This is a genomic window from Pseudomonas sp. NDM (assembly GCF_003105095.1).
GTDB lineage: Bacteria > Pseudomonadota > Gammaproteobacteria > Pseudomonadales > Pseudomonadaceae > Aquipseudomonas > Aquipseudomonas moraviensis_A.
Window position 1 is genome coordinate 1 of sequence record NZ_QETJ01000045.1, and the last position, 26,513, is coordinate 26,513.

Annotated in this window: 21 protein-coding genes; 3 read left to right on the forward strand and 18 right to left on the reverse strand. The window is 59.9% G+C overall.

All coding sequences use genetic code 11. The annotated features are described in order from the left end of the window. Window positions 1-87: 87 nt before the first annotated feature. The 17 genes from DCO47_RS12120 to rpsB all read right to left on the reverse strand — a co-directional run bounded on the left by DCO47_RS12120 (window position 88) and on the right by rpsB (window position 19,405). Entirely contained in the window at window positions 88-1,035 is a 948-nt protein-coding gene (locus tag DCO47_RS12120) for an acetyl-CoA carboxylase carboxyltransferase subunit alpha (RefSeq protein ID WP_016771465.1), read from the reverse strand. 139 nt (window positions 1,036-1,174) lie between these two features. After that, a complete protein-coding gene (dnaE, locus tag DCO47_RS12125; protein ID WP_116658174.1) occupies window positions 1,175-4,696 on the reverse strand; it encodes a DNA polymerase III subunit alpha in 3,522 nt (1,173 codons plus the stop codon). Window positions 4,697-4,772: 76 nt separating this feature from the next. Next, complete coding sequence (rnhB, locus tag DCO47_RS12130) at window positions 4,773-5,399, reverse strand: ribonuclease HII (RefSeq protein ID WP_042606986.1); 627 nt, start codon at window positions 5,397-5,399, stop codon at window positions 4,773-4,775. 11 nt (window positions 5,400-5,410) lie between these two features. Next, the gene (gene lpxB / locus DCO47_RS12135) at window positions 5,411-6,541 is read right to left on the reverse strand and encodes a lipid-A-disaccharide synthase (RefSeq protein WP_116658175.1); all 1,131 of its coding nucleotides are present in this window, start codon (window positions 6,539-6,541) and stop codon (window positions 5,411-5,413) included. A gap of 2 nt (window positions 6,542-6,543) precedes the next feature. Further along, window positions 6,544-7,320: an acyl-ACP--UDP-N-acetylglucosamine O-acyltransferase gene (gene lpxA / locus DCO47_RS12140; RefSeq protein WP_064364255.1), complete on the reverse strand. Its 777-nt coding sequence runs from the start codon at window positions 7,318-7,320 to the stop codon at window positions 6,544-6,546. Beyond that, window positions 7,317-7,757 carry a 3-hydroxyacyl-ACP dehydratase FabZ gene (gene fabZ, locus DCO47_RS12145; RefSeq protein WP_016771469.1) on the reverse strand — a complete coding sequence of 147 codons (441 nt, stop codon included), beginning with the start codon at window positions 7,755-7,757 and terminating at the stop codon, window positions 7,317-7,319. The genes lpxA and fabZ overlap by 4 nt, the downstream gene beginning before the upstream one ends. 106 nt (window positions 7,758-7,863) lie before the next feature. Next, window positions 7,864-8,919, reverse strand: a complete 1,056-nt coding sequence (gene lpxD, locus DCO47_RS12150) for a UDP-3-O-(3-hydroxymyristoyl)glucosamine N-acyltransferase (protein WP_042606983.1) — start codon at window positions 8,917-8,919, stop codon at window positions 7,864-7,866. 3 nt (window positions 8,920-8,922) lie between these two features. Next, window positions 8,923-9,426, reverse strand: coding sequence for an OmpH family outer membrane protein (locus DCO47_RS12155; protein ID WP_003222140.1), 504 nt, complete (start codon window positions 9,424-9,426; stop codon window positions 8,923-8,925). Window positions 9,427-9,471: 45 nt separating this feature from the next. After that, window positions 9,472-11,862: an outer membrane protein assembly factor BamA gene (gene bamA / locus DCO47_RS12160; protein WP_065615285.1), complete on the reverse strand. Its 2,391-nt coding sequence runs from the start codon at window positions 11,860-11,862 to the stop codon at window positions 9,472-9,474. Window positions 11,863-11,936: 74 nt separating this feature from the next. After that, on the reverse strand, window positions 11,937-13,289 hold the full coding sequence (rseP, locus tag DCO47_RS12165) for a sigma E protease regulator RseP (RefSeq protein ID WP_042606981.1): 1,353 nt from the start codon (window positions 13,287-13,289) through the stop codon (window positions 11,937-11,939). Between the two features lie 54 nt (window positions 13,290-13,343). Beyond that, on the reverse strand, window positions 13,344-14,534 hold the full coding sequence (gene ispC / locus DCO47_RS12170) for a 1-deoxy-D-xylulose-5-phosphate reductoisomerase (RefSeq protein WP_116658176.1): 1,191 nt from the start codon (window positions 14,532-14,534) through the stop codon (window positions 13,344-13,346). Beyond that, on the reverse strand, window positions 14,531-15,337 hold the full coding sequence (locus DCO47_RS12175; RefSeq protein WP_065615286.1) for a phosphatidate cytidylyltransferase: 807 nt from the start codon (window positions 15,335-15,337) through the stop codon (window positions 14,531-14,533). Before DCO47_RS12175 ends, ispC begins: the two co-directional genes overlap by 4 nt. Then, the gene (uppS, locus tag DCO47_RS12180) at window positions 15,337-16,092 is read right to left on the reverse strand and encodes a polyprenyl diphosphate synthase (RefSeq protein ID WP_039762463.1); all 756 of its coding nucleotides are present in this window, start codon (window positions 16,090-16,092) and stop codon (window positions 15,337-15,339) included. Before uppS ends, DCO47_RS12175 begins: the two co-directional genes overlap by 1 nt. A 14-nt stretch (window positions 16,093-16,106) precedes the next feature. Next, on the reverse strand, window positions 16,107-16,664 hold the full coding sequence (gene frr, locus DCO47_RS12185) for a ribosome recycling factor (protein WP_007954771.1): 558 nt from the start codon (window positions 16,662-16,664) through the stop codon (window positions 16,107-16,109). Next, window positions 16,661-17,404: a UMP kinase gene (gene pyrH, locus DCO47_RS12190; RefSeq protein WP_003222124.1), complete on the reverse strand. Its 744-nt coding sequence runs from the start codon at window positions 17,402-17,404 to the stop codon at window positions 16,661-16,663. The genes frr and pyrH overlap by 4 nt, the downstream gene beginning before the upstream one ends. Window positions 17,405-17,612: 208 nt before the next feature. Further along, window positions 17,613-18,476: a translation elongation factor Ts gene (gene tsf, locus DCO47_RS12195; protein WP_016771476.1), complete on the reverse strand. Its 864-nt coding sequence runs from the start codon at window positions 18,474-18,476 to the stop codon at window positions 17,613-17,615. 191 nt (window positions 18,477-18,667) lie between these two features. Continuing rightward, entirely contained in the window at window positions 18,668-19,405 is a 738-nt protein-coding gene (gene rpsB / locus DCO47_RS12200) for a 30S ribosomal protein S2 (protein WP_003222119.1), read from the reverse strand. A 373-nt stretch (window positions 19,406-19,778) separates the two neighbouring features. On the opposite strand from rpsB, the gene map reads away from it, so the two are divergent. The 3 genes from map to dapC all read left to right on the forward strand — a co-directional run bounded on the left by map (window position 19,779) and on the right by dapC (window position 24,707). Further along, the gene (map, locus tag DCO47_RS12205; RefSeq protein WP_042606978.1) at window positions 19,779-20,561 is read left to right on the forward strand and encodes a type I methionyl aminopeptidase; all 783 of its coding nucleotides are present in this window, start codon (window positions 19,779-19,781) and stop codon (window positions 20,559-20,561) included. Between the two features lie 40 nt (window positions 20,562-20,601). Continuing rightward, the gene (locus DCO47_RS12210) at window positions 20,602-23,304 is read left to right on the forward strand and encodes a [protein-PII] uridylyltransferase (protein WP_116658177.1); all 2,703 of its coding nucleotides are present in this window, start codon (window positions 20,602-20,604) and stop codon (window positions 23,302-23,304) included. 203 nt (window positions 23,305-23,507) lie between these two features. Further along, complete coding sequence (dapC, locus tag DCO47_RS12215; RefSeq protein ID WP_116658178.1) at window positions 23,508-24,707, forward strand: succinyldiaminopimelate transaminase; 1,200 nt, start codon at window positions 23,508-23,510, stop codon at window positions 24,705-24,707. A 46-nt stretch (window positions 24,708-24,753) separates the two neighbouring features. Here the strand turns inward: dapC and DCO47_RS12220 are convergent, their stop codons facing one another. Then, complete coding sequence (locus tag DCO47_RS12220; protein ID WP_042606975.1) at window positions 24,754-26,385, reverse strand: Na+/H+ antiporter; 1,632 nt, start codon at window positions 26,383-26,385, stop codon at window positions 24,754-24,756. Between the last annotated feature and the right edge of the window lie 128 nt (window positions 26,386-26,513).

Sequence of the window (26,513 nt, forward strand, 5' to 3'; positions counted from 1 at the left end):
GCGATAGCGGTGTGACAGCCAACACATGGGTTGAATGTTACACCGCTATCGCGAGCAGGCTCACTCCTACAAGGGGTAGCGCTCGACTTAGAGACCGTAGCTCATCAGGCGATCGTAACGGCGCTTGAGCAGCGCTTCGTTATCGAACTGCTTGAGCATCGCCAGTTGCGAGCTCAGTTCGGCGCGGATCGACGCAGCCGCCGCAGCCGGATCACGGTGGGCGCCGCCCAGTGGCTCGCTGATCACCTTGTCGACGATGCCGAGCCCTTTCAAACGCTCGGCGGTGATGCCCATTGCTTCAGCGGCATCCGGCGCTTTCTCGGCGGTTTTCCACAGGATCGAAGCGCAACCTTCCGGCGAGATCACCGCGTAGGTCGAATATTGCAGCATGTTCAGTTGATCGCAGACGCCGATGGCCAGTGCGCCGCCGGAACCACCCTCACCGATCACGGTGGCGATGATCGGGGTTTTCAGGCGCGCCATCACACGCAGGTTCCAGGCGATCGCTTCGCTCTGGTTGCGCTCTTCGGCGTCAATGCCCGGGTAGGCACCCGGGGTGTCGATGAAGGTCAGGATCGGCATCTTGAAGCGCTCGGCCATCTCCATCAGGCGGCAGGCCTTGCGGTAGCCTTCCGGGCGCGGCATGCCGAAGTTGCGGCGGACTTTCTCGCGTACTTCACGGCCCTTCTGGTGGCCGATGATCATCACCGGCTGGTCTTCCAGACGGGCGATACCGCCAACGATGGCAGCGTCGTCGGAGAAGTGACGGTCGCCGTGCAACTCGTCGAACTCGGTGAAGATGTGCTCGATGTAGTCGAGGGTGTAAGGGCGTTTCGGGTGACGCGCCAGGCGTGCGATCTGCCAACTGGTCAGCTTGCCGAAAATGTCTTCGGTCAGCGTCTTGCTCTTGTCCTGCAGGCGGGAGATCTCATCGCCGATATTCAGCGAATTGTCATTACCGACCAAGCGCAACTCTTCGATCTTGGCTTGCAGGTCGGCGATCGGCTGTTCGAAATCTAGAAAATTCGGGTTCATAGGCGTCCGTCTTGGGTCGTGTCCCAAGTGAGCTTGGGCCGGCCGGTTGTCTATTCGCGCCCTACCTTAAGGGAGAGGCGCGCTGAGGTCGAGATTAAAAATTCAGGTTGCGGGCAAGCGCAATGATGGCACTTGCCGGTCAACGGTATTGGAGGAAGACGTTGTCTCGCCCGAACTGGTCACGCAGGGCTTGAATCAAGGCATCCGCCGGGTCGATCCGCCAGGTCTCGCCGAACTGCAGCAAGGTCTTCGCATCCGGGCTGGTGTACTCCATGGTCACCGGGCACGCGCCGCGATGACGCTTGAGCAGTTCGCCCAACCAGCGTAGCTGATCGCCTTTGAGATCCTGGGTGTGCAGCTTCAGGCGCAAACTCTCGGCCAGATTGGTCCGCGCATCCTCCATGCTCATCACGCGTTTGACCCGCAGGCGCAGGCCGCCGGAGAAGTCGTCGTTGCTGACTTCGCCCTCGACCACCACCATCGCGTCGGTCTGAAGCAGTGACTGCGCGGAATGGAACGCATCGGCAAACAGCGACGCCTCGATCCGCCCGGAACGGTCGTCGAGGGTGATGAAGCCCATTTTGTCGCCCTTCTTGTTCTTCATCACCCGCAGGGCAATGATCATCCCCGCCACAGTCTGCGTATCGCGCGCCGGTTTCAGGTCGATGATGCGCTGACGGGCGAAGCGGCGAATCTCGCCTTCGTACTCGTCGATCGGGTGACCGGTCAGGTACAGGCCCAAGGTGTCTTTTTCACCCTTGAGACGTTCCTTGAGGGTCAGCTCCTTGGCCTTGCGATGGGATGCATAAACGTCGGCATCTTCTTCGACGAACAAACCGCCAAACAGATCGGCGTGACCACTGTCGTGAGTACGCGCAGTCTGCTCGGCCGCCTTGATAGCTTCTTCCATCGCCGCCAGCAGCACCGCGCGGTTGCGGTCGATGTTGGCTTGATAGGCTTTCTGCTCGTCATGGAAATACGGGCCGAGGCGATCCAGCGCACCGCTGCGAATCAGGCCATCGAGGGTGCGTTTGTTGATGCGCTTGAGGTCGACCCGCGCGCAGAAATCGAACAGATCCTTGAATGGACCGGCCTGACGCGCTTCGGTGATCGCTTCCACCGGGCCTTCACCGACGCCTTTGATCGCGCCGAGGCCATAAACGATACGGCCGTCGTCGTTCACCGTGAACTTGAACTCCGAAGTGTTCACGTCTGGCGCGTCGAGACGCAGCTTCATCGTGCGCACTTCCTCGATCAAGGTCACGACCTTGTCGGTGTTGTGCATGTCCGCCGAGAGTACCGCGGCCATGAACGGCGCCGGGTAGTGAGCTTTCAGCCAGGCGGTCTGGTACGACACCAGACCGTAGGCGGCGGAGTGGGACTTGTTGAAGCCGTAACCGGCGAATTTTTCCACCAGGTCGAAAATGTTACCGGCAAGGTCGGCGTCGATGCCGTTGGTCGCGCAACCTTCAATGAAACCGCCGCGCTGCTTGGCCATTTCCTCGGGCTTTTTCTTACCCATCGCTCGACGCAGCATGTCCGCACCACCGAGGGTGTAACCGGCCATGACCTGGGCAATCTGCATCACCTGTTCCTGATACAGGATGATGCCGTAAGTCGGCGCCAGTACCGGCTTGAGGCCGTCGTACTGGTAGTCCGAGTGCGGATAGGCCAGCTCGGCGCGCCCGTGCTTACGGTTGATGAAGTCGTCCACCATGCCCGATTGCAGCGGGCCCGGACGGAACAGGGCCACCAGTGCGATCAAGTCTTCCAGGCAGTCGGGCTTGAGCTTTTTGATCAGCTCCTTCATGCCGCGGGATTCAAGCTGGAACACCGCGGTGGTTTCGGCTTTTTGCAGCAACTGATAGGTCGGCTTGTCGTCCAGCGGGATAAAAGCGATATCCAGCGGCGGCTCGTTGACCTTGGCGCGGTCGCGGTTGATGGTTTTCAGCGCCCAGTCGATGATCGTCAGCGTACGCAGGCCGAGGAAGTCGAACTTCACCAGACCGGCTGCCTCAACGTCGTCCTTGTCGAACTGGGTCACCAGACCGTCGCCGGCCTCGTCGCAATAGATTGGCGAGAAGTCGGTCAGCTTGGTCGGTGCGATCACCACACCACCGGCGTGCTTACCGACGTTACGCACCACGCCCTCGAGCTTGCGCGCCATCTCCCAGATTTCCGCGGCTTCTTCATCGACCTTGATGAAGTCACGCAGGATCTCTTCCTGCTCGTAGGCTTTTTCCAGGGTCATGCCGACTTCGAACGGAATCATCTTCGACAGACGATCCGCCAGGCCGTAGGACTTGCCCTGCACACGCGCCACGTCGCGCACCACAGCCTTGGCGGCCATGGAACCGAAGGTGATGATCTGGCTCACCGCGTTGCGACCGTATTTCTCGGCCACGTAATCGATCACGCGGTCGCGACCGTCCATGCAGAAGTCGACGTCGAAGTCGGGCATGGAGACCCGTTCCGGGTTGAGGAAACGTTCGAACAGCAGGTCATATTCCAGCGGGTCGAGGTCGGTGATCTTCTGTACGTAAGCCACCAGCGACCCGGCACCCGACCCACGGCCCGGACCTACCGGTACGCCGTTGTTCTTGGCCCACTGGATAAAGTCCATCACGATCAGGAAGTAACCGGGAAAGCCCATCTGGATGATGATATCCAGCTCGAAATTCAAGCGATCGACATACACCTGACGCTTGGCTTCGTAGTCTTCGGTGGTGTCCCTGGGCAGCAGCACCGCCAGGCGTTCTTCGAGACCTTCGAAGGAAACCTTGCGGAAATATTCGTCGATGGTCATGCCATCGGGGATCGGGAAGTTGGGCAGGAAGTGCGTGCCCAGCTTCACGTCGATGTTGCAGCGCTTGGCAATCTCGACGGTGTTTTCGATGGCGTCGGGAATATCGCTGAACAGCTCGAGCATTTCCTCGGCGCTTTTCAGGTATTGCTGATCGCTGTAATTCTTTGAGCGGCGCGGGTCGTCGAGTGCGCGGCCTTCACCGATGCACACGCGGGTTTCGTGGGCGGCGAAGTCTTCCTGCTTGATGAAGCGCACATCGTTGGTCGCCACCAGCGGCGCGCCCAGTTTGTCGGCCAGTGCCACGGCGCCGTGCAGTTGCTCTTCATCGTTGGGACGGTTGGTGCGCTGGATTTCCAGATAGAAGCGATCCGGGAACACCGCCATCCACTCGCGGGTCAGCGCTTCGGCTTCGGCCGGATTGCCGCCGATCATGGCCATGCCGATCTCGCCTTCTTTGGCGGCGGACAGCATGATCAGGCCTTCGTTGGCCTCGGCCACCCACTCGCGCTCGACGATGACCATGCCGTTGCGCTGGCCTTCGATGAAGCCGCGGGAGATCAGTTCGGTGAGATTGCGATAACCCTGAGCGTTCATCACCAGCAGGCTGATGCGGCTCAGCGGCGCATCCGGGTCCTTGTTCGCCAGCCACAGGTCGGCACCGCAGATCGGCTTGATGCCGGCGCCCATGGCGTTTTTATAGAACTTGACCAGAGAACACATGTTGTTCTGATCGGTGACCGCGACCGCCGGCATGTTCATGGCGGTCAGCGCCTTGACCAAGGGCTTGATCCGCACCAGCCCGTCGACCAGGGAGTACTCAGTGTGCAGGCGTAGATGAACGAATGAAGCCGGCATAGTGATCCTGTCCAGTTACATAGAGACAACGAGGCCCGGATTGTACCGGGCCTCGAATAAAACATCAGCCTTGTGCCTAAACCTGCGTGAGGCTTTCCCGCGCCTCATAAGCCAGGCGGACCGGGGCGAACGAGCGGCGGTGAATCGGCGTCGGGCCGAGCCGCGCCAGCGCTTCCAGATGAACGGGCGTCGGGTAGCCTTTATGGCCGCCGATGCCGTAGCCCGGGTAGATCAATTCGAATGCCGCCATCTCGCGATCGCGACTGACCTTGGCCAGAATCGACGCCGCTGCGATGGCCGGAACCTTTCCATCACCCTGAATCACCGCTTCGGCGCGCATCGGCAGATGCGGGCAGCGGTTGCCATCGATCATCGCCAGTTTCGGCTGAACGTGCAGGCCAGCGACCGCACGCTGCATTGCCAACATGGTGGCGTGGAGAATGTTCAGATCATCGATTTCTTCGACCTCGGCGCGGGCAATGCACCAGCTCAGGGCCTTTTCGCAGATCTCGTCGTACAGTTTTTCACGCTTGGCTTCGGTGAGCTTCTTCGAATCGTCGAGGCCGAGGATTGGCCGGTTCGGATCGAGGATCACCGCCGCCGTCACCACCGCGCCACACAAGGGGCCACGACCCACTTCATCGACACCGGCGACCAGTTCTTCGACTTCGGCGACCAGGGTGAAATCGAGGCCCATCTGCATGCTTGTCTTGCTCATTGTGGTTTGCCGATCAGGTTAAGGACGGCGTCCGCCGCCTGATTGGAAGCATCGCACCGCAGCGTGCGGTGGATCTCGTCGAAACCGCGGGTCTGTTCCTCTCCGCCTTCGATCAATGGCGACAGCGTCTGCGCCAACGCCTCGACAGTCGCATCATCCTGCAACAACTCCGGCACCAGCAAGCGCTGGGCGAGCAAGTTGGGCAGCGACACGTAGGGGCTCTTGACCATGCGTTTGAGAATCCAGAATGTCAGCGGCGCCAATCGATACGCCACCACCATCGGCCGCTTGTACAGCAGCGCTTCAAGGGTAGCAGTGCCCGATGCGATCAACACGGCGTTGCACGCGGCGAGGGCCAGATGCGATTTACCATCGAGCAATGTCACCGGCAAATCGCGGCCGACCAGCAGCGCTTCCAATTGCACGCGGCGTTCCGGATTGGCACAGGGAATGACAAAGCGTACGCCCGGACGCATGCCTCGCAGGCGCTCGGCAGTATCCAGAAACAGTGCGCCGAGGCGACTGACTTCACCGCCACGGCTGCCCGGCATCAGTGCCACCAGCGGGCCGTCGGGCAAACCCAACTCGGCACGTGCAGCGGCGCGGTCAGCCTCGAGCGGAATCGTATCGGCCAAGGTGTGACCGACGAAACGTACCGGCACGCCCTTCTCTTCGTAGAATTTCGCTTCGAACGGCAACAGCGTGAGCATCAGATCGCAACCTTCGCGGATCTTCAGCACCCGCTTCTGCCGCCACGCCCACACCGACGGGCTGACGTAATGCACGGTCTTGATCCCGGCCTGACGCAGCTTGAGTTCGATATTGAGGTTGAAATCCGGCGCGTCGATGCCGATGAACACGTCCGGCCTGGCGGCGATCAGCGTGGCAATCAAGTCCTTGCGGCGCTTGAGCAATTCACGCAGCCGACCGAGCACTTCCACCAGGCCCATGACCGACAGGCGCTCCATGGGGAAGTACGAGGTCAGGCCTTCGGCCTGCATCAGCGGCCCGCCGACACCGATGAACTCGATCGCCGGGTGTTGTGCCTTGAGCGCGCGCATGAGGCCGGCGCCGAGAATGTCACCGGAAGCCTCACCCGCCACCAGCGCAATACGCAGACTGGCCATGATCAGCGGGTGATGCCGCGGGTCGATGCCTGGATCGAATCGCGGAACACGGCGACTTCAGGGAACTGCGCAGACGGCTCGACCAGCTCGGCCAGCGCCTGCTCGACCGTCAGGCCCTGGCGGTAGACGGTCTTGTAGGCACGGCGCAAGGCGTGGATCGCATCTTCGCTGAAACCGCGACGGCGCATGCCTTCGAAGTTCATGCTGCGCGCCTCGGCCGGGTTGCCGAACACGGTGACGAACGCCGGAACGTCCTTGCCGATCGCCGTGCCCATGCCGGAAAAGCTGTGCGCGCCAATGTGGCAGTACTGATGCACCAGGGTGAAACCGGAGAGGATCGCCCAGTCGTCAACGTGCACATGGCCGGCAAGCGCAGTGTTGTTGACCAGAATGCAGTGATTGCCGATGACACTGTCGTGACCGATGTGGGCATAGGCCATGATCAGGTTGTGATCACCCAGGGTGGTTTCCGAACGATCCTGAACGGTGCCACGGTGAATGGTCACGCCTTCGCGGATGACGTTGTGGTCACCGATCACCAGGCGGGTTTCCTCGCCTTTGTATTTCAGATCCGGGGTGTCTTCGCCTACCGAAGAAAACTGGTAGATGCGATTGTGCTTACCAATGCGGGTCGGCCCCTTGAGGATCACATGCGGCCCGATCACGGTACCCTCGCCGATTTCCACACCTGCGCCGATGATCGACCACGGGCCGACCTCGACGCCGTCAGCCAGAACGGCGGACGGATCGATGATTGCGCGAGGGTCAATCAAACTCATACTTTTTGTTCCGCGCAGATGATTTCCGCCGAGCAGACCGGCTTGCCATCGACCGAAGCCTGGCACTCGAATTTCCAGATCTTGCGCTTGCAACTGATGAAGGTCGCTTCAAGAATCAACTGGTCGCCCGGCTTGACTGGCTGACGGAAGCGCAGCTTGTCGGAACCGACGAAGTAATACAGGGTGCCGTCGGCCGGTTTGACGTCGAGCATCTTGAAACCGAGGATCCCGGCAGCCTGAGCCATCGCTTCGATGATCAGCACGCCCGGCATGATCGGATGCGCAGGGAAGTGACCATTGAAGAACGGTTCATTGATGCTGACATTCTTGTAGGCGCGAATTCGCTTGCCTTCAGTGTCCAGTTCCACCACCCGGTCCACCAGCAGGAACGGGTAACGGTGAGGCAGGTATTCGCGAATCTCGTTGATGTCCATCATTTCAGGGGAAAGCCTATGTAAAGATTGGGAGCGCGACTGACGCGCACTCCTCTAGCAAATCAAGGAGGCAGTCTAGAGGCTGTGCACACTTGATATGGAAATGGTATCAGCCATCAGATGAAGCATTGCCGTCAGGGGTCACTTCCCCTACGCGCTTTTCCAGCTGTTTCAACCGTCGCGCGATGTCATCAAGCTGACGGATGCGGGCCGCGCTTTTGCGCCATTCGGCCGCCGGTTGCATGGCTGTGCCGGAAGAATAGGCGCCCGGCTCGGTAATCGAGTGGGTCACCATGGTCATCCCGGTCAGGAAAACGTTGTCGCAGATATCAATGTGGCCGACCAGACCGACACCACCGGCGAGCATGCAGTGCTTGCCGATTTTGGTGCTGCCGGAGATGCCGACACAGGCGGCCATGGCGGTGTGATCACCGACCTGGACGTTGTGCGCAATCTGGATCTGGTTGTCGAGCTTGACGCCGTTGCCGATCACGGTATCGGCCAGGGCGCCGCGGTCGATGGCGGTGTTCACGCCAATCTCGACATCGTCGCCGATGGTGACGCCACCGATCTGGGCGATTTTCTGCCAGACGCCTTTTTCGTTGGCGAAGCCGAAGCCCTCGCCACCGATCACGGCACCGGACTGAATCACCACACGTTTGCCGATGCGTACGTCGTGATACAGCGTGACGCGAGGAGCCAGCCAGCCGCCCTCACCGATCTCGCTGCGAGCGCCGACCACGCAATGCGCGCCCAGCGTCACCTGTGCCGCAACGCGAGCACCGGCTTCGATGACCACGAACGGGCCAATGCTGGCACTCGGATCAACTACCGCGTCCGGCGCAATGACCGCCGTCGGGTGAATACCCGCAGCAGCTTTTGGCTTTGGATCGAACAAATGCGAGATACGCGCGTAGGCCAGATAAGGATCCGGCACCACCAGGGCATTACCGGCGAAACCTTCAGCGTCCGCTTGCTTGAGCAGCAGCGCAGCGGCCTGTGAACCGGCCAGGTATTTACGGTATTGGGGATTTGCCAGAAAGCTCAACTGAGCTGGGCCAGCCTCTTGCAAAGTGGCTAGCCCAGTAATTTGCGTCTCGGGGTCGCCACGCAGGGTGGCGCCGAGGTGCTCGGCCAACTGGCCGAGCCTGATAGTTACGGTCATGGGTTACTTCAGCTGATTCATGCGCTCGATAACCTGGCGCGTGATGTCGTACTGAGGTTTGACATCGATGACTGCGCCACGCTCGAACACCAGGTCAAAACCACCTTTCTTGATGACTTCTTCCACAGCGCTGTCCAGTTTCGGCTTCAGCTGCTTGAGCATTTCGCGGTCAGCCACGGCCTTGGCTTCGTTCAGTTCCTTGGACTGGAACTGGAAGTCGCGGGCCTTTTGCTTGAATTCCAGCTCCAGACGCTCACGCTCGCCCTGCTGCATCTTGTCGCCCCCGGCCATCAGACGGTCCTGAATGCCTTTGGCGCTGCTTTCCAGGGTTTTCAGCTTGGTCAGTTGCGGACCGAACTTCTTCTCGGCATCCACGGCGTACTTCTTCGCCGCGTCGGATTCCAGCAGTGCCATCTGATAGTTCAGCACGGCAATTTTCATGTCGGCGAACGCCGGGCCTGCCACCAGTACGGAGGCCAGGAGAACCAATTGAGTCAACTTACGCACGATGCACTCCTACAAAATCCATTGTCGTTGTCTTGGGTCAGACGCTTAGAACGTCTGGCCGAGGGAGAATTGGAACACTTGAGTTTCAGCGTCATCCGGTTTCTTGATCGGCATCGCCAGGGCGAAGCTCAAAGGCCCCAGTGCGGTGACCCAGGTCACGCCGACACCGACGGAGCTGGCCATGTTGCTCAGGCTGATGTCGTTGCACTGAGTGCTGGAAGTCGAACCGGCGCTCGCGTTGGTCGTCTTGTCGCACTTGGAATCGAATACGTTACCCACGTCCCAGAATACCGAGGTCCGCAGAGAACGCTGATCTTTCACGAACGGCAGCGGGAACAAAACCTCGACACCACCCTGAATCAATACGTTACCGCCGAATGGCAGCGGATCCTGATCCGGGTCAGGAAGTGTCCCCGTATTACCCGTTTCAGCTGCACCGCGGCTCGGCGTACTGCGCGGACCAAGAGTGCTGTCCTTGAAGCCACGTACCGAGTTGAAGCCACCGGCATAGTAGTTTTCATAGAACGGCAGGCCGTCAGTCGAGCCGTAACCGTCGCCGTAACCGAGTTCGGTATGCAGACGCATGGTGTAGTTTTCGGTGATCGGCTGGAACAGCTGACCACGGTAGTCAAGTTTGAAGAACGACAGGTCGCTGCCCGGGATGGTGGTTTCCAGAGTCAGGCTCTGGGAACGGCCACGGGTCGGCAGAACACCCTTGTTCAACGTCGACTCGGACCAACCGGCCGACGCCTTGAAGTTCAGGTACTGATCGCCTTCCTTTTTAACGAAGTCGAAAATCTCGTCAACGGTATAGCGGCCGGTGTTGATCTTGTCCTGCTGGGCAGACAGACCGAACGTCAGACGCGAAGTCTCGCTGATCGGGTAACCGACGTTGACGCCGGCACCGAGGCTGTCTACCGCATAGCTGGAAATATCGGCATCGAGTTCATCGTAGTCGGTGGTGCGGTAGAACGCGTTGTAACCCAGGCTCACGCCATCGGCGGTCCAGTAGGGGTCAACGTAGCCGAAATTGTAGCGGCTCTGGTATTCGCTGCGGGTCAGGCCGATGCTGACGCGGTTACCGGTACCGAGGAAGTTGTTCTGGGTGATCGAACCACCGAGGATCAGACCGGCACTCTGGGCGAAACCGACGCTGGCAGTGATCGAACCTGAAGCCTGTTCTTCAACCGCATAGTTCACGTCAACCTGGTCGTCGACACCTGGCACGGCCGGGGTTTCAACGTTGACTTCCTTGAAGAAGCCCAGACGTTCCAGACGCGTCTTGGACTGGTCGATCAGGTAGGTCGAAGCCCAGCCGCCTTCCATCTGGCGCATCTCACGACGCAGCACTTCGTCCTCGGACTTGGTGTTGCCACGGAAGTTGATGCGGTTGACGTAGGCACGCTTGCCCGGATCGACAGCGAAGAGGATGTCCACAGTGTGGTCGTCATCGTGCGGCTGAGGCACGCCGTTGACGTTGGCGAAGGTGTAACCCTCGTTACCCAGACGACGGGTGATCAGCTCGGAAGTGGTGGTCATCAGCTTGCGCGAGAACACCTGGCCTTTCTGTACCAGCAACAGCGACTTGACCTGGTCTTCAGGAACTTTCAGGTCACCGCTGAGCTTGACGTCACGAACGGTGTACTTCTCACCCTCGGTCACGTTGACGGTGATGTAGACGTGCTTCTTGTCCGGGGTAATCGACACCTGGGTCGAAGCGATGTCCATGTTGATGTAGCCGCGGTCCAGATAGTAGGAACGCAGACGCTCCAGGTCACCGGAGAGTTTTTCACGGGCATATTTGTCATCGTTCTTGAAGAACGACAGCCAGTTGGTGGTTTTCAGTTCGAACAGGTCGGTCAGGTCTTCCTCAGGGAATACCGTATTGCCTACCACGTTGATGTGCTGGATGGCGGCAACCGTACCTTCGTTGATCTTCACTTTCAGACCCACGCGGTTACGCGGCTGCGAGACCACTTCGGTATCGACGGTGGCCGAGTAGCGACCCTGGGCGACGTACTGACGTTGCAGTTCGTTACGGACACCCTCGAGGGTGGCGCGCTGGAAGATTTCGCCTTCGGCCAGACCGGATTGCTTGAGGCCTTTCATCAGGTCTTCAGTGGAAATCGCTTTGTTGCCCTCGATTTCAATACTGGCGACCGATGGACGCTCGACCACGGTGATGACCAGAACGTTGCCTTCGCGGCCCAGCTGGATATCTTGAAAGAAACCGGTTTTGAACAACGCACGAGTGGATTCCACCAGGCGACGATCATCCGCCTGCTCGCCGACGTTCAACGGCAAGGCACCAAAGACGCTACCCGCGGAGACCCGCTGGAGGCCATTGACGCGAATATCAGAGATAGTGAAGGACTCGGCGTGAACTTCGGCGATCATCAATACGGTGAGAACCGCAGTTAGCAGCAGACGTTTCATGAAGTCCTTTCTTATTCCAACTGGCAATAAACAAACTGCCGCAAAATGCGGCAGATTCGCAATTCAGCGAAGCGTTACAGTCGACCCAGATCGTTGACCAGAGCAAGCAACATCACCCCGACCACCAAACTGATACCGATCTGTATCCCCCAACCTTGCACCCGATCCGACAAGGGGCGACCACGCACCCACTCGATCAGATAAAACAACAAATGCCCCCCATCCAGTACAGGAATGGGCAGCAAATTCAGAACGCCCAGGCTAATACTCAGATAAGCAAGGAAATTCAGGAAATCAGCGACGCCCGACTGGGCAGAAGCGCCCGCCACTTTAGCAATGGTTATCGGTCCACTCAAGTTTTTTACCGAGAGCTCGCCGAACAGCATTTTCTTCAGTGAATCCAGCGTCAGAATGCTCATGGTCCAAGTGCGACGGGCACCCTCGCCGATTGCGGCCAGCGGGCCGTAGCTGACCTCGCGGATCATTTCCGGCGGCCAGTCGATGGCTTTGACGCCAGCGCCGAGATAACCGCTCGGCGCTTTGCTTTCACCGCGCGCCGCCAGCGTCACCGGGACGTCGATTTGAGCATTGTCGCGCTCGACGCGCAGCATGATTTTGGTATCAGGACGCGTACGAACGGTATCGACCACTTGCTGCCAGTCATCGAGCGGCTGGCCATCAAGCGCCAGCAGCCGATCACCGGTTTTCAGCCCGGCTGCCTGGGCCGGGCCTTTCGGGTCAAGCTCGGCAAGCACCGGCGGCAATGCCGGACGCCACGGGCGAATGCCCAGCGAGCGGATCGGATCCGGCTCGTCGGCACCTTTGAGCCAGTTATCCAGTGCCAGCGTGCGCGGCGACTCAGCGCTCGAACCCTGCTCGCGCACCAGCAGTTGAATGGCGCCGCTCTCACCCAGACGACGAACCAGCTGCAAATTGACCGCAGCCCAGCCCGACGTGGGCTCACCATCGATCGAAACAATCTCCTGACCGGCATTCAGACCGGCCTTGGCGGCAATGCTGCCGGACTCGACCGCACCGATGACCGGGCGCACCTGCTCGCTGCCGAGCATGGCCAGCACCCAAAAGAACACCAGGGCCAAAAGAAAGTTGGCAATCGGTCCGGCGGCTACAATCGCGATACGCTGCCGCACCGACTTGCGGTTGAAGGACTGATCCAACTGATCGACCGGCACTTCGCCTTCGCGCTCATCAAGCATCTTGACGTAGCCGCCCAGCGGAATCGCGGCAACCACGAACTCGGTGCCTTGCTTGTCATGCCAGCGCAGCAGCGGCATGCCGAAGCCCACGGAAAAACGCAGAACCTTGACGCCACAGCGACGCGCGACCCAGAAGTGGCCGAATTCGTGGAAGGTGACCAGCACACCCAGGGCGATCAGGGTGCCGGCAATCATATAGAGCGCGCTCATCTACTTTCTCCGCAATCCTGTTCAGTGTCGCGTGTCGCCATTGTGTTGCGAAAACTATCGGCCGTGCCGACTCAACCATTGCTCGGCCAGCATTCGCGCTTTCGCGTCCGCCGTAAACACCGCATCGAGGTCGTTCAGCGCCACCACTGGCTCCAGATTCAAGACTTCCTCGATCATACTCGCGATTTCCAGGTAGCGAACCCGTCCATCGAGAAACGCTGCCACTGCCACTTCATTGGCCGCGTTGAGCATCGCCGGCGCGCTGTTACCGGCTTCGGCGGCCTGCCGGGCCAAACGCAGGCACGGGAAACGGCTTTCATCGGGCGCTTCGAAATCCAGTCGCGCAATGGCAAACAGATCCAGTGGCGGTACGCCGGAATCGATGCGCTCCGGCCAGGCCAGGGCGTTGGCGATCGGTGTGCGCATGTCCGGGTTACCCAACTGCGCCAGCACCGATCCATCGACGTAATCCACCAGAGAGTGGATCACGCTCTGCGGATGAATCACCACTTCGACCTGGGCCGGCTTGGCATCGAACAGCCAGCAGGCTTCGATCAGCTCCAGACCCTTGTTCATCATGCTCGCCGAATCCACGGAGATCTTGCGCCCCATGGACCAGTTCGGGTGCGCGCACGCCTGTTCAGGCGACACATGCGCCAGCTCGGCCATCGGCGTCTGCCGGAACGGGCCGCCAGAGGCTGTCAGCAAAATCCGACGTACCCCTACCGAACTCAAGCCGCGCGCGAAATCCGCGGGCATGCACTGAAAAATCGCATTGTGTTCGCTGTCGATCGGCAGCAGCACCGAGCCGCTCTTGCGCACGGCCTGCATGAACAGAGCGCCGGACATCACCAGCGCTTCCTTGTTCGCCAGCAGAATCTTCTTGCCCGCCTCGACTGCCGCCAGGGTCGGACGCAGCCCGGCCGCACCGACAATGGCCGCCATTACTGCGTCGACTTCAGGCGCGGAGGCGACCTGACACAGGCCCTCCTCGCCGACCAGTACGCGAGTCGGCAAGCCGGCTGCACGCAGGTCATCCTGCAAACCGCGCGCTGCGGCACCTTCGGGAACCACCGCAAATTGCGGCACATGCCGCACGCACAACGCGAGCAATTCGCTGAGCCGAGAGAAGCCACTCAAGGCGAAAACCTGATAACGCTCAGGGTGGCGGGCAATCACATCCAGGGTGCTCAGACCGATCGAACCGGTCGCACCCAATACCGTAATCTGCTGGGGACGACTCACGGTGCGGCCATCCAGAGCAATACGGCGAACACCGGAATGGCCGCAGTCAGGCTGTCGATGCGATCCAGCACGCCGCCATGCCCGGGTAGCAGATTACTGCTGTCCTTGATGCCGGACTGACGCTTGAACATGCTTTCGGTGAGATCACCGACCACAGAAATGAAGACGATCACCGCAGCGCCGATCAAGCCTTTGAGCAGCTCGGCCACAGTCCAGTCGCGCACCAGCCCGACAATCGCGGTAATCACCAGGCTCAGAGCCAGACCACCGTAAACGCCTTCCCAGCTTTTGCCCGGGCTGACTTGCGGCGCGAGCTTGCGCTTGCCGAATTTGCGCCCGGAGAAATAAGCGCCGATGTCTGCGCCCCAGACCAGCACCATCACCGCCATGATCAACCAGTTACCCAGCGGATACTGCTTGATCTGCACCAGGCCCTGCCACGCAGGCAGCAGGATCAGCAGACCAATGAGCAGCTTGGTCGCCGCCGTGGACCAATGCGCGCTGGAGCGTGGATACGTCAGCACCAGATAAGTGGCAACCGCCCACCAGATCACCGATGCACCGAGCACCCAGGGAGCAAGCCCCGGCAGCACATACATGACGAACAGCATCAGGGCGACCACAGCAGCAAAACCGACGCGGAACGACTGCGCGGTAAAGCCCGCCAGACGTGCCCATTCCCAGGCACCGAGGCTTACGACCAGACCGATGAACAGCGCGAAACCGGCACCTTTGAGCAGGAAAAACCCGCACAAGGCAATCGGCAGCAGGATCAGTGCAGTGATGATTCGTTGTTTAAGCATTAAACCCGGGCTCCAGCTTCGACCTGTTCGCTCGTTTTACCGAAACGACGCTGGCGTGAAGCGAAATCGGCCAGCGCGGTGCGCATGGCTTCGTGTTTGAAGTCCGGCCAGAACAGGTCGGAGAAGTACAGCTCGGCGTAGGCCAGCTGCCACAGCAGGAAGTTGCTGATGCGATGCTCGCCACCGGTGCGGATGCACAGGTCTGGCAACGGCAGATCGCCGGTGGCCAGACACGTCTGCAGCAGATCCGGGGTGATGTCCTCCGGGCGCAGGTGCCCGGCCTGGACCTCCCGTGCGAGACGTTGCGCGGCCTGCGCGATATCCCACTGGCCGCCATAGTTGGCGGCGATCTGCAGGACAAAGCGGTTGGCACCGACGGTCATGGCCTCGGCCTCGCGCATCGCTGCCTGAAGCTCAGGGTGGAAGCGCGACCGATCGCCAATGATGCGCAGGCTGATGTTGTTGTCGTTGAGGCGCTTGGCCTCACGACGCAACGCCTTGAAGAACAGATCCATCAAGGCGCTGACCTCATCGGCCGGGCGCTGCCAGTTTTCACTGGAAAAGGCGAACAGCGTCAGGACTTCGACCTTGGCCTCAGCGCACACCTCGATCACCGCCCGCACAGCATCCACGCCCGCTTTATGCCCGGCGACACCCGGCATAAAGCGTTTTTTCGCCCAGCGATTATTGCCATCCATGATGATCGCGACATGGCGCGGCACCGCGGACGGCGCAGTCTGCTTGGTCTTGTCCATTTAAAGCTCGACCCTTATACGGCCATCAGGTCTTTTTCTTTCTCATCCGTGGCCTTGGTGATCTGGGCCTCGGATTCTTTGGTCAGCTTATCGATATCAGCGATGGCACGACGTTCTTCGTCTTCGCTGATTTCCTTGTCCTTGACCAGTTTTTTCAGCTCGCCCAATGCGTCACGACGAATGTTGCGCACGGCAACGCGTGCGTCTTCGGCGGCACTACGGGCCTGTTTGGTGAAGCCTTTACGCGTTTCCTCGGTCAGGGCCGGCATCGGGATCAGCAGCAACTCGCCCAGGTTGGTCGGGTTGAGGTTCAGACCGGCGCTCTGGATCGCCTTGTCGACGGCAGCGAGCATGTTGCGCTCGAACGCCACGACCTGCAGGGTACGCGAGTCCTTCACGGTGACGTTGGCCACGCCGCTCAGCGGGGTGTCAGTGCCGTAGTAAGGCACCATGACGCTGCCGAGGATGCTCGGGTGAGCCTTGCCGGTACGAATCTGGCCGAACGCGTGGTTCAGAGATTCCAGGGATTTCTGCATACGCGCTTGGGCGTCTTTCTTGATTTCGTTGATCATTGTTGGCCTTCCTCGATCAAAGTCCCTTCAGCGCCGCCGTGCACAATGTTCAGCAGGGCGCCGGGCTTGTTCATGTTGAATACGCGCAGCGGCATCTTGTGATCGCGGCACAGGCAGATAGCAGTCAGATCCATTACACCCAGCTTGCGATCCAGTACTTCATCATAAGTCAGATGATCGAACTTCTCGGCATGCGGGTCTTTGAACGGATCTGCGGTGTAGACGCCATCAACCTTGGTGGCCTTGAGCACAACGTCGGCGTCGATCTCGATTGCGCGCAGGCAGGCTGCCGAATCCGTGGTGAAGAACGGATTGCCGGTACCGGCCGCGAAGATCACGACGTCCTTGGAGTTCAGGTGGCGCATGGCTTTGCGGCGATCGTAGTGATCGGTTACGCCGACCATGGAAATGGCCGACATGACGATGGCCGAGATATTGGCACGTTCCAGCGCATCGCGCATGGCCAGAGCGTTCATCACAGTGGCCAGCATGCCCATGTGGTCGCCCGTGACCCGATCCATACCGGCTTTGCTCAGGGCCTCGCCACGGAACAGGTTGCCACCGCCGATCACCAGACCGACCTGGACACCGATACCGACCAGTTGGCCGACTTCCAGCGCCATGCGGTCCAGCACTTTAGGATCGATCCCGAACTCTTCCGAGCCCATCAGGGCCTCGCCGCTAAGCTTGAGTAGAATGCGTTTATAGCGAGCCTGATAACCACTGCCCTGCTGAGCCATTGCGAATCTCTCCTGCGGCGTATTTAAAATTCTTTGCGAGCTGTTTACAGCTGGCGTTCACTCTAGCTTGGCGCTGCTGCAGCGCCATCGGAACATGGCTTTGTAAGTCAGTTCCGGGTGGAAACCAAATAAAAATTGGTAACCCATCTGAAAAGAGGCTGCGCGCGTAAGCGGGCAGCCTCTTTCGGGCGACAGTTGAAAAACCGTCTTATTGCTTGGCGGCAGCCAGCTGGGCAGCAACTTCTTCAGCGAAGTTGTCGACCGGCTTCTCGATGCCTTCGCCTACCTTGAAGTAAGTGAAGGAAACGATTTCAGCACCGGCTTTCTTGGCCAGTTCGCCAACCTTGACTTCAGGGTTCTTGACGAACGCCTGCTCGACCAGGCTTGCTTCTGCCAGGAACTTGCTGATACGGCCCTTGACCATGTTCTCAACAATGTTTTCCGGCTTGCCTTTGATCTTCTCTTCGTTCAGCTGCAGGAACACAGCTTTCTCGCGCTCGATCGCTTCGTCGGAGACTTGCGAAGGCAGCAGGAACTCAGGGTTGCTTGCAGCAACGTGCATCGCGATGTCTTTGGCCAGCTCGACGTCACCGCCTTTCAGGACAACAGCAACACCGATCTTGTTACCGTGCAGGTAAGTGCCGACAACGTCACCCTCTACGCGTACCAGACGACGGATGTTGACGTTCTCACCGACTTTGGCAACCAGAGCTTCACGAGCCGATTCCTGAGCGGCGATCAGCGGAGCTGCGTCGGTCAGTTTTTCGTCGAAAGCTTTTTCTACGCTGGCAGCAACGAAGTTCTTGAAATCGTCTTGCAGGGCCAGGAAGTCGGTCTGCGAGTTGACTTCCAGCAGCACGGCTGCCTTGTCATTCGATTTGATGGCGATTGCGCCTTCAGCGGCAACGTTGCCGGCTTTTTTCGCAGCCTTGATGGCGCCCGAAGCACGCATGTCATCAATGGCTTTTTCGATGTCGCCGTCAGCCTTTTCCAGGGCTTTCTTGCAATCCATCATGCCTTCGCCGGTACGCTCGCGCAGTTCTTTGACCAACGCTGCAGTAATTGCTGCCATTTTCAAATTCCTCTTGGATAGGTTTTCAACCATTCCACCCGATCGAACGGGCGTTCAATTCTTCCCGAACCACCCATGTTGGCTGCCGCACATGACAAATACAGACGTGGGCGCCGACAAATGGTTTTCGAGGTGGCAAAAAGGGGGCCAAGCCCCCTTTTTGCTTACTGAGTCAACGCCAGGGGCGTCGATTACTCAGCTGCAGCCTGAGTTTCTTCAGCTGCGAATTCAACAGTACCGCCAGCAACATTGTTGCGACCACGGATCACTGCGTCAGCCATCGAACCCATGTACAGCTGGATAGCGCGGATTGCGTCATCGTTGCCTGGGATGATGTAGTCAACGCCTTCCGGGCTGCTGTTGGTATCGACAACGCCGATGACCGGGATGCCCAGCTTGTTGGCTTCGGTGATCGCGATGCGCTCGTGGTCAACGTCGATCACGAACAGTGCGTCTGGCAGACCGCCCATGTCCTTGATGCCGCCCAGCGAACGATCCAGCTTCTCAAGATCACGGGAGCGCATCAGCGCTTCTTTCTTGGTCAGCTTGGCGAAAGTACCGTCTTCGGCTTGAACTTCAAGGTCACGCAGACGCTTGATGGAAGCACGAATGGTCTTGAAGTTGGTCAGCATGCCGCCCAACCAGCGGTGATCGACGTACGGCGAACCGCAACGTGCTGCTTCTTCAGCAACGATCTTGCCAGCGGAACGCTTGGTGCCGACGAACAGAATCTTGTTTTTGCCCTGGGCCAGACGCTCTACGAAAGTCAGAGCTTCGTTGAACATTGGCAGGGTTTTTTCAAGGTTGATGATGTGAATCTTGTTACGCGCGCCGAAAATGTACTTGCCCATTTTCGGATTCCAGTAACGGGTTTGGTGACCGAAGTGCACACCGGCCTTCAGCATATCGCGCATGTTGACTTGGGACATGATAGTTCCTTGATAAGTCGGGTTTGGCCTCCACGTATCCCAATGACCAACCAGAGGCATAAAGCCCAAGGCACCCAGGTCATCGTGTCGACACGTGTGTGGATTTAAGCTTTTCGGGGCATCCCCGGAAAGCGGCGCATTTTATACCACAGGGTGCGCAGAAACGGAACCCGGAATCTGTATTCGCACCCGCGACCGGGGCGCGGCCCCCTTGGAATCGGCCTGACGGACTCCATTGTATAGAGAGAAGCCAGACATGCAGGCGCGGATTTGCGCCTCCCGTCTGGTAGAATCGCGTTTTTCAGGGTCGCACAATCCACACCTGCCACCCAATTCGTATCCGTAAGCGCCGCCGAGCGCAGAGAGAGCCTGTATGACCGTCAACCTCAAAACCCCCGAGGACATCGCTGGCATGCGTGTCGCCGGCAAACTGGCCGCCGATGTGCTGGAAATGATTGCCGAACACGTCAAGCCGGGCGTGACCACTGATCAGCTCAACCAGATCTGCCACGATTACATCGTCAATGTGCAGGAAGCCATCCCTGCCCCGCTCAACTACAAGGGTTACCCGAAGTCGATCTGCACTTCGATCAACCATGTGGTCTGTCACGGCATTCCGAACGACAAGCCGCTGAAAAACGGCGACACCCTGAACATCGACGTCACAGTGATCAAGGACGGCTACCACGGCGACACCAGCCGTATGTTCCACGTCGGCGAAGTGCCGGTCTGGGCCGAGCGCCTGTCGCAGGTCACTCAGGAATGCATGTACAAGGCCATCGAGATCGTCAAACCCGGCTGCCGCCTCGGCGACATTGGCGAAGTGATCCAGAAGCACGCGGAGAAAAATGGTTTCTCGGTGGTGCGCGAGTTCTGCGGCCATGGTATCGGCAAGGTTTTCCACGAAGAACCGCAGATCCTGCACTACGGTCGCGCCGGCACCGGCATGGAACTGAAGGCTGGCATGACCTTCACCATCGAGCCGATGATCAACCAGGGCAAGGCCGACACCAAGGTACTGGGCGACGGCTGGACGGCGATCACCAAGGACCGCAAGCTCTCGGCCCAGTGGGAACACACCCTGCTGGTCACCGACACCGGCTACGAGATCTTCACTTTGCGCAGCGATGACACAATCCCGCGCGTCTCGGCCTGATTCACAAAACGCTCCCAGCCTATAGAAGGAAAGCCAATCGATGCCGCAGGTGGATCCCGAACTCTTCGACCGCGGCCAGTTCCAGGCTGAACTGGCCCTCAAAGCGAGTCCTATCGCGGCGTTCAAGAAGGCGATCCGCCAGGCCCGCGAGGTCCTCGATACGCGTTTTCGCAATGGCCGCGACATCCGCCGGCTGATCGAAGACCGCGCCTGGTTTGTCGACAACATCCTGCAAAAGGCCTGGGAGCAGTTCAACTGGAGTGAAGACGCCGACATCGCTCTCGTGGCAGTGGGCGGCTACGGTCGCGGCGAACTGCACCCCTACTCCGACATTGATCTGCTGATCCTGCTCGACAGCGCTGACCACGAAGTTTTCCGCGATTCCATCGAGCGTTTTCTTACGCTGCTGTGGGACATCGGCCTGGAAGTCGGCCAGAGCGTACGCTCGGTCGACGAGTGTGCCGAAGAGGCCCGCGCCGACCTGACCGTGGTCACCAACCTGATGGAAAGTCGCACCATCTGCGGCCCCGAGCGTCTGCGCCAGCGCATGATCGAGGTGACGAGTACCGCGCACATGTGGCCGGCCAAGGAGTTCTTCCTCGCCAAGCGTGCCGAGCAAAAGGCCCGTCACCACAAATACAACGACACCGAGTACAACCTCGAACCCAACGTCAAAGGTTCGCCCGGTGGCCTGCGCGATATTCAGACAATTCTCTGGGTCGCCCGTCGTCAGTACGGCACCCTGAACCTGCGCGCGCTCGCTGGCGAAGGCTTTCTGGTCGAGAGCGAAAACGCCCTGCTCGCCTCCTCCCAGGAATTCCTCTGGAAGGTGCGTTATGCCTTGCACATGCTCGCCGGGCGCTCGGAAGACCGGCTGCTGTTCGATCATCAGCGCACCATTGCCGGGCTGCTCGGTTTCGAGGGTGACGACGCCAAACAGGCAGTCGAAAACTTCATGCAGCAGTACTTCCGCACGGTGATGAGCATCGCCCAACTCAGCGACCTGATCATTCAGCATTTCGAGGAGGTCATCCTCGCTCCGGAAGATGAAGCGCCGCCGCAACCGATCAACTCACGCTTCCAGTTGCATGACGGCTACATCGAAGCGCGCAACGACAACGTGTTCCGCCGCACGCCGTTCGCCATGCTGGAGATTTTCGTGCTGATGGCCCAGCAGCCGGAAATCAAAGGCGTGCGCGCCGACACGATTCGTCTGCTGCGCGAACATCGTCATCTCATCGATGACAACTTCCGCAACGATATCCGCAACACCAGCCTGTTCATCGAGCTGTTCAAGTGCAAGATCGGCATCCACCGAAATCTGCGGCGGATGAACCGTTACGGCATTCTCGGGCGTTATTTGCCGGAGTTCGGCTTTATCGTCGGGCAGATGCAGCATGACCTGTTCCACATCTATACGGTCGATGCGCACACGCTGAATCTGATCAAGCACCTGCGCAAACTTCAGTACACCCAGGTCTCGGAGAAATTTCCGCTGGCCGCCAAACTCATGGCCAAGTTGCCCAAGCCCGAACTGATCTACATGGCCGGCCTGTACCACGACATCGGCAAGGGCCGGCATGGCGATCACTCGGAGATCGGCGCGGTCGATGCCGAAGCGTTCTGCCAGCGCCACCAGTTGCCGGTGTGGGACAGCCGCCTGATCGTCTGGCTGGTGCAGAACCACCTGGTGATGTCGACCACCGCGCAGCGCAAGGATCTGTCCGACCCCCAGGTGATCCACGATTTTGCCCAGGCGGTCGGCGACGAAACCCGCCTCGACTACCTCTATGTGCTGACCGTGGCCGACATCAACGCGACCAACCCGACACTGTGGAATTCATGGCGCGCCAGCCTGTTGCGCCAGCTCTACACCGAGACCAAACGAGCCCTGCGCCGGGGTCTGGAAAATCCGGTGGACCGCGAAGAGCAGATCCGCCAGACGCAGAGCGCCGCGCTGGACATTCTGGTGCGCGGTGGCACCGACCCGGACGATGTCGAGCAACTCTGGGCGCAACTGGGCGACGACTATTTCCTGCGTCATACCGCCGGCGACGTCGCCTGGCACAGCGATGCGATCCTGCAGCAACCTGTGGATGGCGGGCCGCTGGTGCTGATCAAGGAAACCACCCAGCGCGAGTTCGAAGGCGGCACGCAGATCTTCATCTATGCCCCGGACCAGCATGACTTCTTCGCCGTGACCGTGGCGGCGATGGACCAGCTCAACCTGAACATTCACGACGCCCGGGTCATCACTTCGAGCAGCCAGTTCACCCTCGACACCTATATCGTGCTCGACAACGAAGGCGAATCGATCGGCGACAACCCGGCGCGGATCAAGCAGATCCGCGAAGGCCTCACCGAAGCCCTGCGCAACCCGGACGACTACCCGACGATCATCCAGCGCCGCGTACCGCGCCAGCTCAAGCACTTCGCCTTTGCGCCGCAAGTGACGATCCACAACGACGCCCAGCGTCCGGTGACCGTGCTGGAACTGACGGCGCCCGACCGGCCGGGCCTGCTGGCGCGGGTCGGGGGGATTTTCCTCGAGTTCGACCTGTCGCTGCAGAACGCCAAGATTGCGACCCTGGGCGAGCGCGTGGAAGACGTGTTCTTCATCACCGATGCGCACAACCAGCCGCTGTCCGATCCGCTGCTGTGCAGCCGTTTGCAGGATGCGATCGTCGAACAGCTGAGCGTCAGTCAGGAACCGGATATCAAACTTTCGCGGATCAGTATTTGAATCAACCCATTACCCCGGTGGGAAGGATTGCTCAGATTCCAGCCTGTTAATCGAATCCCTGTAGGAGTGAGCCTGCTCGCGATGGCGATGCACCCGCTTGCATAGACATTGAATGTGCGGCCCTCATCGCGAGCAGGCTCACTCCTACAGGTCTGATGAACAGTCCAGGATCGGTGTTTTGCCCCACCTTGACCGAGGCCCCGATGAACAACGCTCTGAACCAGCTCCAGCCGTACCCGTTCGAAAAGCTCCGTGCCCTGCTCGGCAGCGTCACGCCGAACCCGGACAAGCGTCCGATTGCCCTGTCGATCGGCGAGCCGAAACACCGTTCACCGAGTTTTGTCGCCGAAGCCCTGGCGAACAATCTGGATCAGATGGCGGTGTACCCGACCACCTTGGGCATTCCGGCCCTGCGCGAAGCCATCGCCGGCTGGTGCGAGCGTCGCTTTGGCGTGCCGAGCGGCTGGATCGATCCAGCGCGCAATGTGCTGCCGGTCAACGGCACCCGCGAAGCGCTGTTCGCCTTCACCCAGACCGTGGTCAACCGTGGCGACGATGCGCTGGTGGTCAGCCCCAACCCGTTTTATCAGATCTACGAAGGCGCGGCGTTTCTCGCCGGGGCCAAACCGCACTATCTGCCGTGCCTTGATGAAAACGGCTTCAACCCGGATTTCGATGCCGTTTCGCCAGACATCTGGAAGCGCTGCCAGATCCTGTTCCTGTGCTCGCCGGGCAATCCGACCGGCGCGCTGATTCCGGTTGAAACCCTGAAGAAGCTGATCGCCCTGGCTGATCAGTACGACTTCGTCATCGCCGCGGACGAGTGCTATAGCGAACTGTACTTCGACGAGCAAACCCCGCCGCCGGGCCTGCTCAGCGCCTGCGTTGAACTGGGCCGCAACGACTTCAAGCGCTGCGTGGTCTTCCATAGCCTGTCCAAGCGCTCCAACCTGCCGGGCCTGCGCTCAGGCTTCGTTGCCGGCGATGCCGACATCCTCAAAGGCTTCCTGCTCTATCGCACTTACCACGGTTGTGCGATGCCGGTGCAAACGCAACTGGCCAGCGTTGCCGCATGGAATGACGAAGTGCACGTGCGCGCCAACCGCGCGCTGTATCGCGAGAAATTCGATGCGGTGCTGGAGATCCTCAGCCCGGTGCTGGACGTGCAGCGTCCGGATGGCAGCTTCTACCTGTGGCCGAATGTGCAGGGCGATGATGCGGCGTTCTGCCGTGATCTGTTCGAGCAGGAGCATGTGACCGTGGTGCCGGGCTCGTATCTGTCTCGCGATGTCGATGGCGTCAATCCTGGCGCCGGCCGTGTGCGCATGGCACTGGTTGCGCCGCTCGCCGAATGCGTTGAAGCCGCCGAACGAATCCGCGACTTCATCACCCGACAGCAGTGATCAGCGAACGCTTGCAGCAGCGGCCCTGCTGCAAGCGTTCAAACGGCTATTTGACCTGCCCCAGATTCGCCTCGCTCAAATCCAGTTCCCCCAGCACTTCTCGCAACACGTCATCACCGATCTGGTGCTGACGGCTCAGGCTGTAGAGCTCAAGCCGCTGCGCCCTTAGCGCTTTCAACCGCAAGCGCCGCTCCAGCAGATCCATCTGGAACGCCAGCGCCTGGGCTTCGGCGGAATCGTTGAACACATCGAGTTGATGACGATATTCGGACATGATCCGCGCCTTGAGCTCCGCTGCCAACGCCGCTTGCGCAGCATCCTGCGGCACAACCTCTTCAGTTTCCAAGGAATGAATCGCGGCTTCAGCGGTCTTGCGCCAGGCATCACGCACTTCCTGGCGACGCTTGTCGTCCGGACTTTTTTCGATACCGCGCAGCAGCAAGGGCAGCGCAATACAGGCCGAGACCAGCGACAGCAGGATCACCCCGGCAGCGATGAAGATCAGCAAGTCGCGTTCAGGAAAAGCCTCGGTGCCGATCAGCATCGGCACCGACATCACGCCCGCCAGCGTCACCGCCCCGCGCACACCGCCTACGGTCAGCAACCAGCAGGAGCGCGCCGTCGGCACTTGCGTCAGCTCGCCCTTGCCGCGCAATCGGCGCAATAACACCGACAAACGCCAGATGCTTTGCACCCAGATGAACCGCAGCAGCACCAGCGCCACGAAAATCGCCAGTACATCGAGGCAGCGATAGAACAGCGTCGGCCACAGCGTCGGTTCGTGGCTGACCACGGCTTTGATGATGTCCGGCAATTGCAGGCCGAGCAGCAAGAAGATCAAGCCGTTAAAAGCAAATTCGAGCAATGACCAGACGCTGCGATTGAGCAATCGCGTACTGGTCTGGCGTGGCAACAGATCGAGCCAGCTCTGCATCATCCCCGCCGCCACCGCCGAAAGAATGCCCGAGGCGCCCAGACGTTCCGCCAACACGTAAGCGGCGAACGGCAGCAGCAACATGAACACCACGTGGGTCGCCGGGTCGTCCCAGCCACGCGCGATCATCCACGCCCGCAGGCGCCCGACCAGCCAGCTCAGCGCCACGCCGACCGCCAGGCCGCCCAGCGCCACCGCGACGAACGTCAGGCTGGCATTGGTCAACGAGAACACCCCCGTGACCGCTGCAGCGAGGGCGAACTTGAACGTCACCAGACCCGAAGCGTCGTTCATCAGCGCCTCGCCTTGCAGCATGTGCATCAGCGGCGTCGGCAAGCGGTTCTGCGAAATCGCTGAAACGGCTACAGCGTCCGTCGGCGACAACACCGCCGCCAGAGCAAAGGCCACCGGCAACGGAATCGTCGGCAACAGCCAGTGGATGAAATAGCCGGCGCCGACAACCGTGAACAGAACAAGGCCGACCGCCAGGGTCAGGATCGGTCCGCGCAATTGCCAGAGCGCACGTTTGGGCATGCGCCAGCCATCGGAAAACAGCAACGGTGGCAGGAACAGAAACAGGAACAGCTCGGGATCGAGGGCGACGTGCAGGCCCAGGTTCGGCCAGGCGAGCAAGGCACCGGCGGCGATTTGCACCAGCGGCAACGGCAGCGGGATGACCCGCCCGACCAGGCGCGAGACGCTGACCAGCATCAGCAGGATGAGGACGGTGTAAGCAGTTTGCATAAAGCGAAAATCTCAGGCGATCGACAGCGTTGAACTGCCATATTAGCGCCTTAGGCTGTGGCTGACCGTTGCACCTATGTCGCACGGCCGGAACGCGACCCCATTGTGGGAGCGAGCCTGCTCGCGAA

Excerpts from the sequence above, each read along its gene's own strand:
- DCO47_RS12220 (WP_042606975.1), bottom strand. The coding sequence starts at position 26,385 with ATGCAAACTGCTTACACCGTCCTCATCCTGCTGATGCTGGTCAGCGTC.
- fabZ (WP_016771469.1), bottom strand. The coding sequence starts at position 7,757 with ATGATGGACATCAACGAGATTCGCGAATACCTGCCTCACCGTTACCCG.
- rseP (WP_042606981.1), bottom strand. The coding sequence starts at position 13,289 with ATGAGCGCGCTCTATATGATTGCCGGCACCCTGATCGCCCTGGGTGTG.
- frr (WP_007954771.1), bottom strand. The coding sequence starts at position 16,664 with ATGATCAACGAAATCAAGAAAGACGCCCAAGCGCGTATGCAGAAATCC.
- dapC (WP_116658178.1), top strand. The coding sequence starts at position 23,508 with ATGAACAACGCTCTGAACCAGCTCCAGCCGTACCCGTTCGAAAAGCTC.
- DCO47_RS12210 (WP_116658177.1), top strand. The coding sequence starts at position 20,602 with ATGCCGCAGGTGGATCCCGAACTCTTCGACCGCGGCCAGTTCCAGGCT.
- rpsB (WP_003222119.1), bottom strand. The coding sequence starts at position 19,405 with ATGTCCCAAGTCAACATGCGCGATATGCTGAAGGCCGGTGTGCACTTC.
- map (WP_042606978.1), top strand. The coding sequence starts at position 19,779 with ATGACCGTCAACCTCAAAACCCCCGAGGACATCGCTGGCATGCGTGTC.
- lpxA (WP_064364255.1), bottom strand. The coding sequence starts at position 7,320 with ATGAGTTTGATTGACCCTCGCGCAATCATCGATCCGTCCGCCGTTCTG.
- lpxB (WP_116658175.1), bottom strand. The coding sequence starts at position 6,541 with ATGGCCAGTCTGCGTATTGCGCTGGTGGCGGGTGAGGCTTCCGGTGAC.
- bamA (WP_065615285.1), bottom strand. The coding sequence starts at position 11,862 with ATGAAACGTCTGCTGCTAACTGCGGTTCTCACCGTATTGATGATCGCC.
- lpxD (WP_042606983.1), bottom strand. The coding sequence starts at position 8,919 with ATGACCGTAACTATCAGGCTCGGCCAGTTGGCCGAGCACCTCGGCGCC.
- dnaE (WP_116658174.1), bottom strand. The coding sequence starts at position 4,696 with ATGCCGGCTTCATTCGTTCATCTACGCCTGCACACTGAGTACTCCCTG.
- tsf (WP_016771476.1), bottom strand. The coding sequence starts at position 18,476 with ATGGCAGCAATTACTGCAGCGTTGGTCAAAGAACTGCGCGAGCGTACC.
- rnhB (WP_042606986.1), bottom strand. The coding sequence starts at position 5,399 with ATGCAGATGGGCCTCGATTTCACCCTGGTCGCCGAAGTCGAAGAACTG.
- pyrH (WP_003222124.1), bottom strand. The coding sequence starts at position 17,404 with ATGGCTCAGCAGGGCAGTGGTTATCAGGCTCGCTATAAACGCATTCTA.
- DCO47_RS12175 (WP_065615286.1), bottom strand. The coding sequence starts at position 15,337 with ATGCTTAAACAACGAATCATCACTGCACTGATCCTGCTGCCGATTGCC.
- uppS (WP_039762463.1), bottom strand. The coding sequence starts at position 16,092 with ATGGACAAGACCAAGCAGACTGCGCCGTCCGCGGTGCCGCGCCATGTC.
- DCO47_RS12120 (WP_016771465.1), bottom strand. The coding sequence starts at position 1,035 with ATGAACCCGAATTTTCTAGATTTCGAACAGCCGATCGCCGACCTGCAA.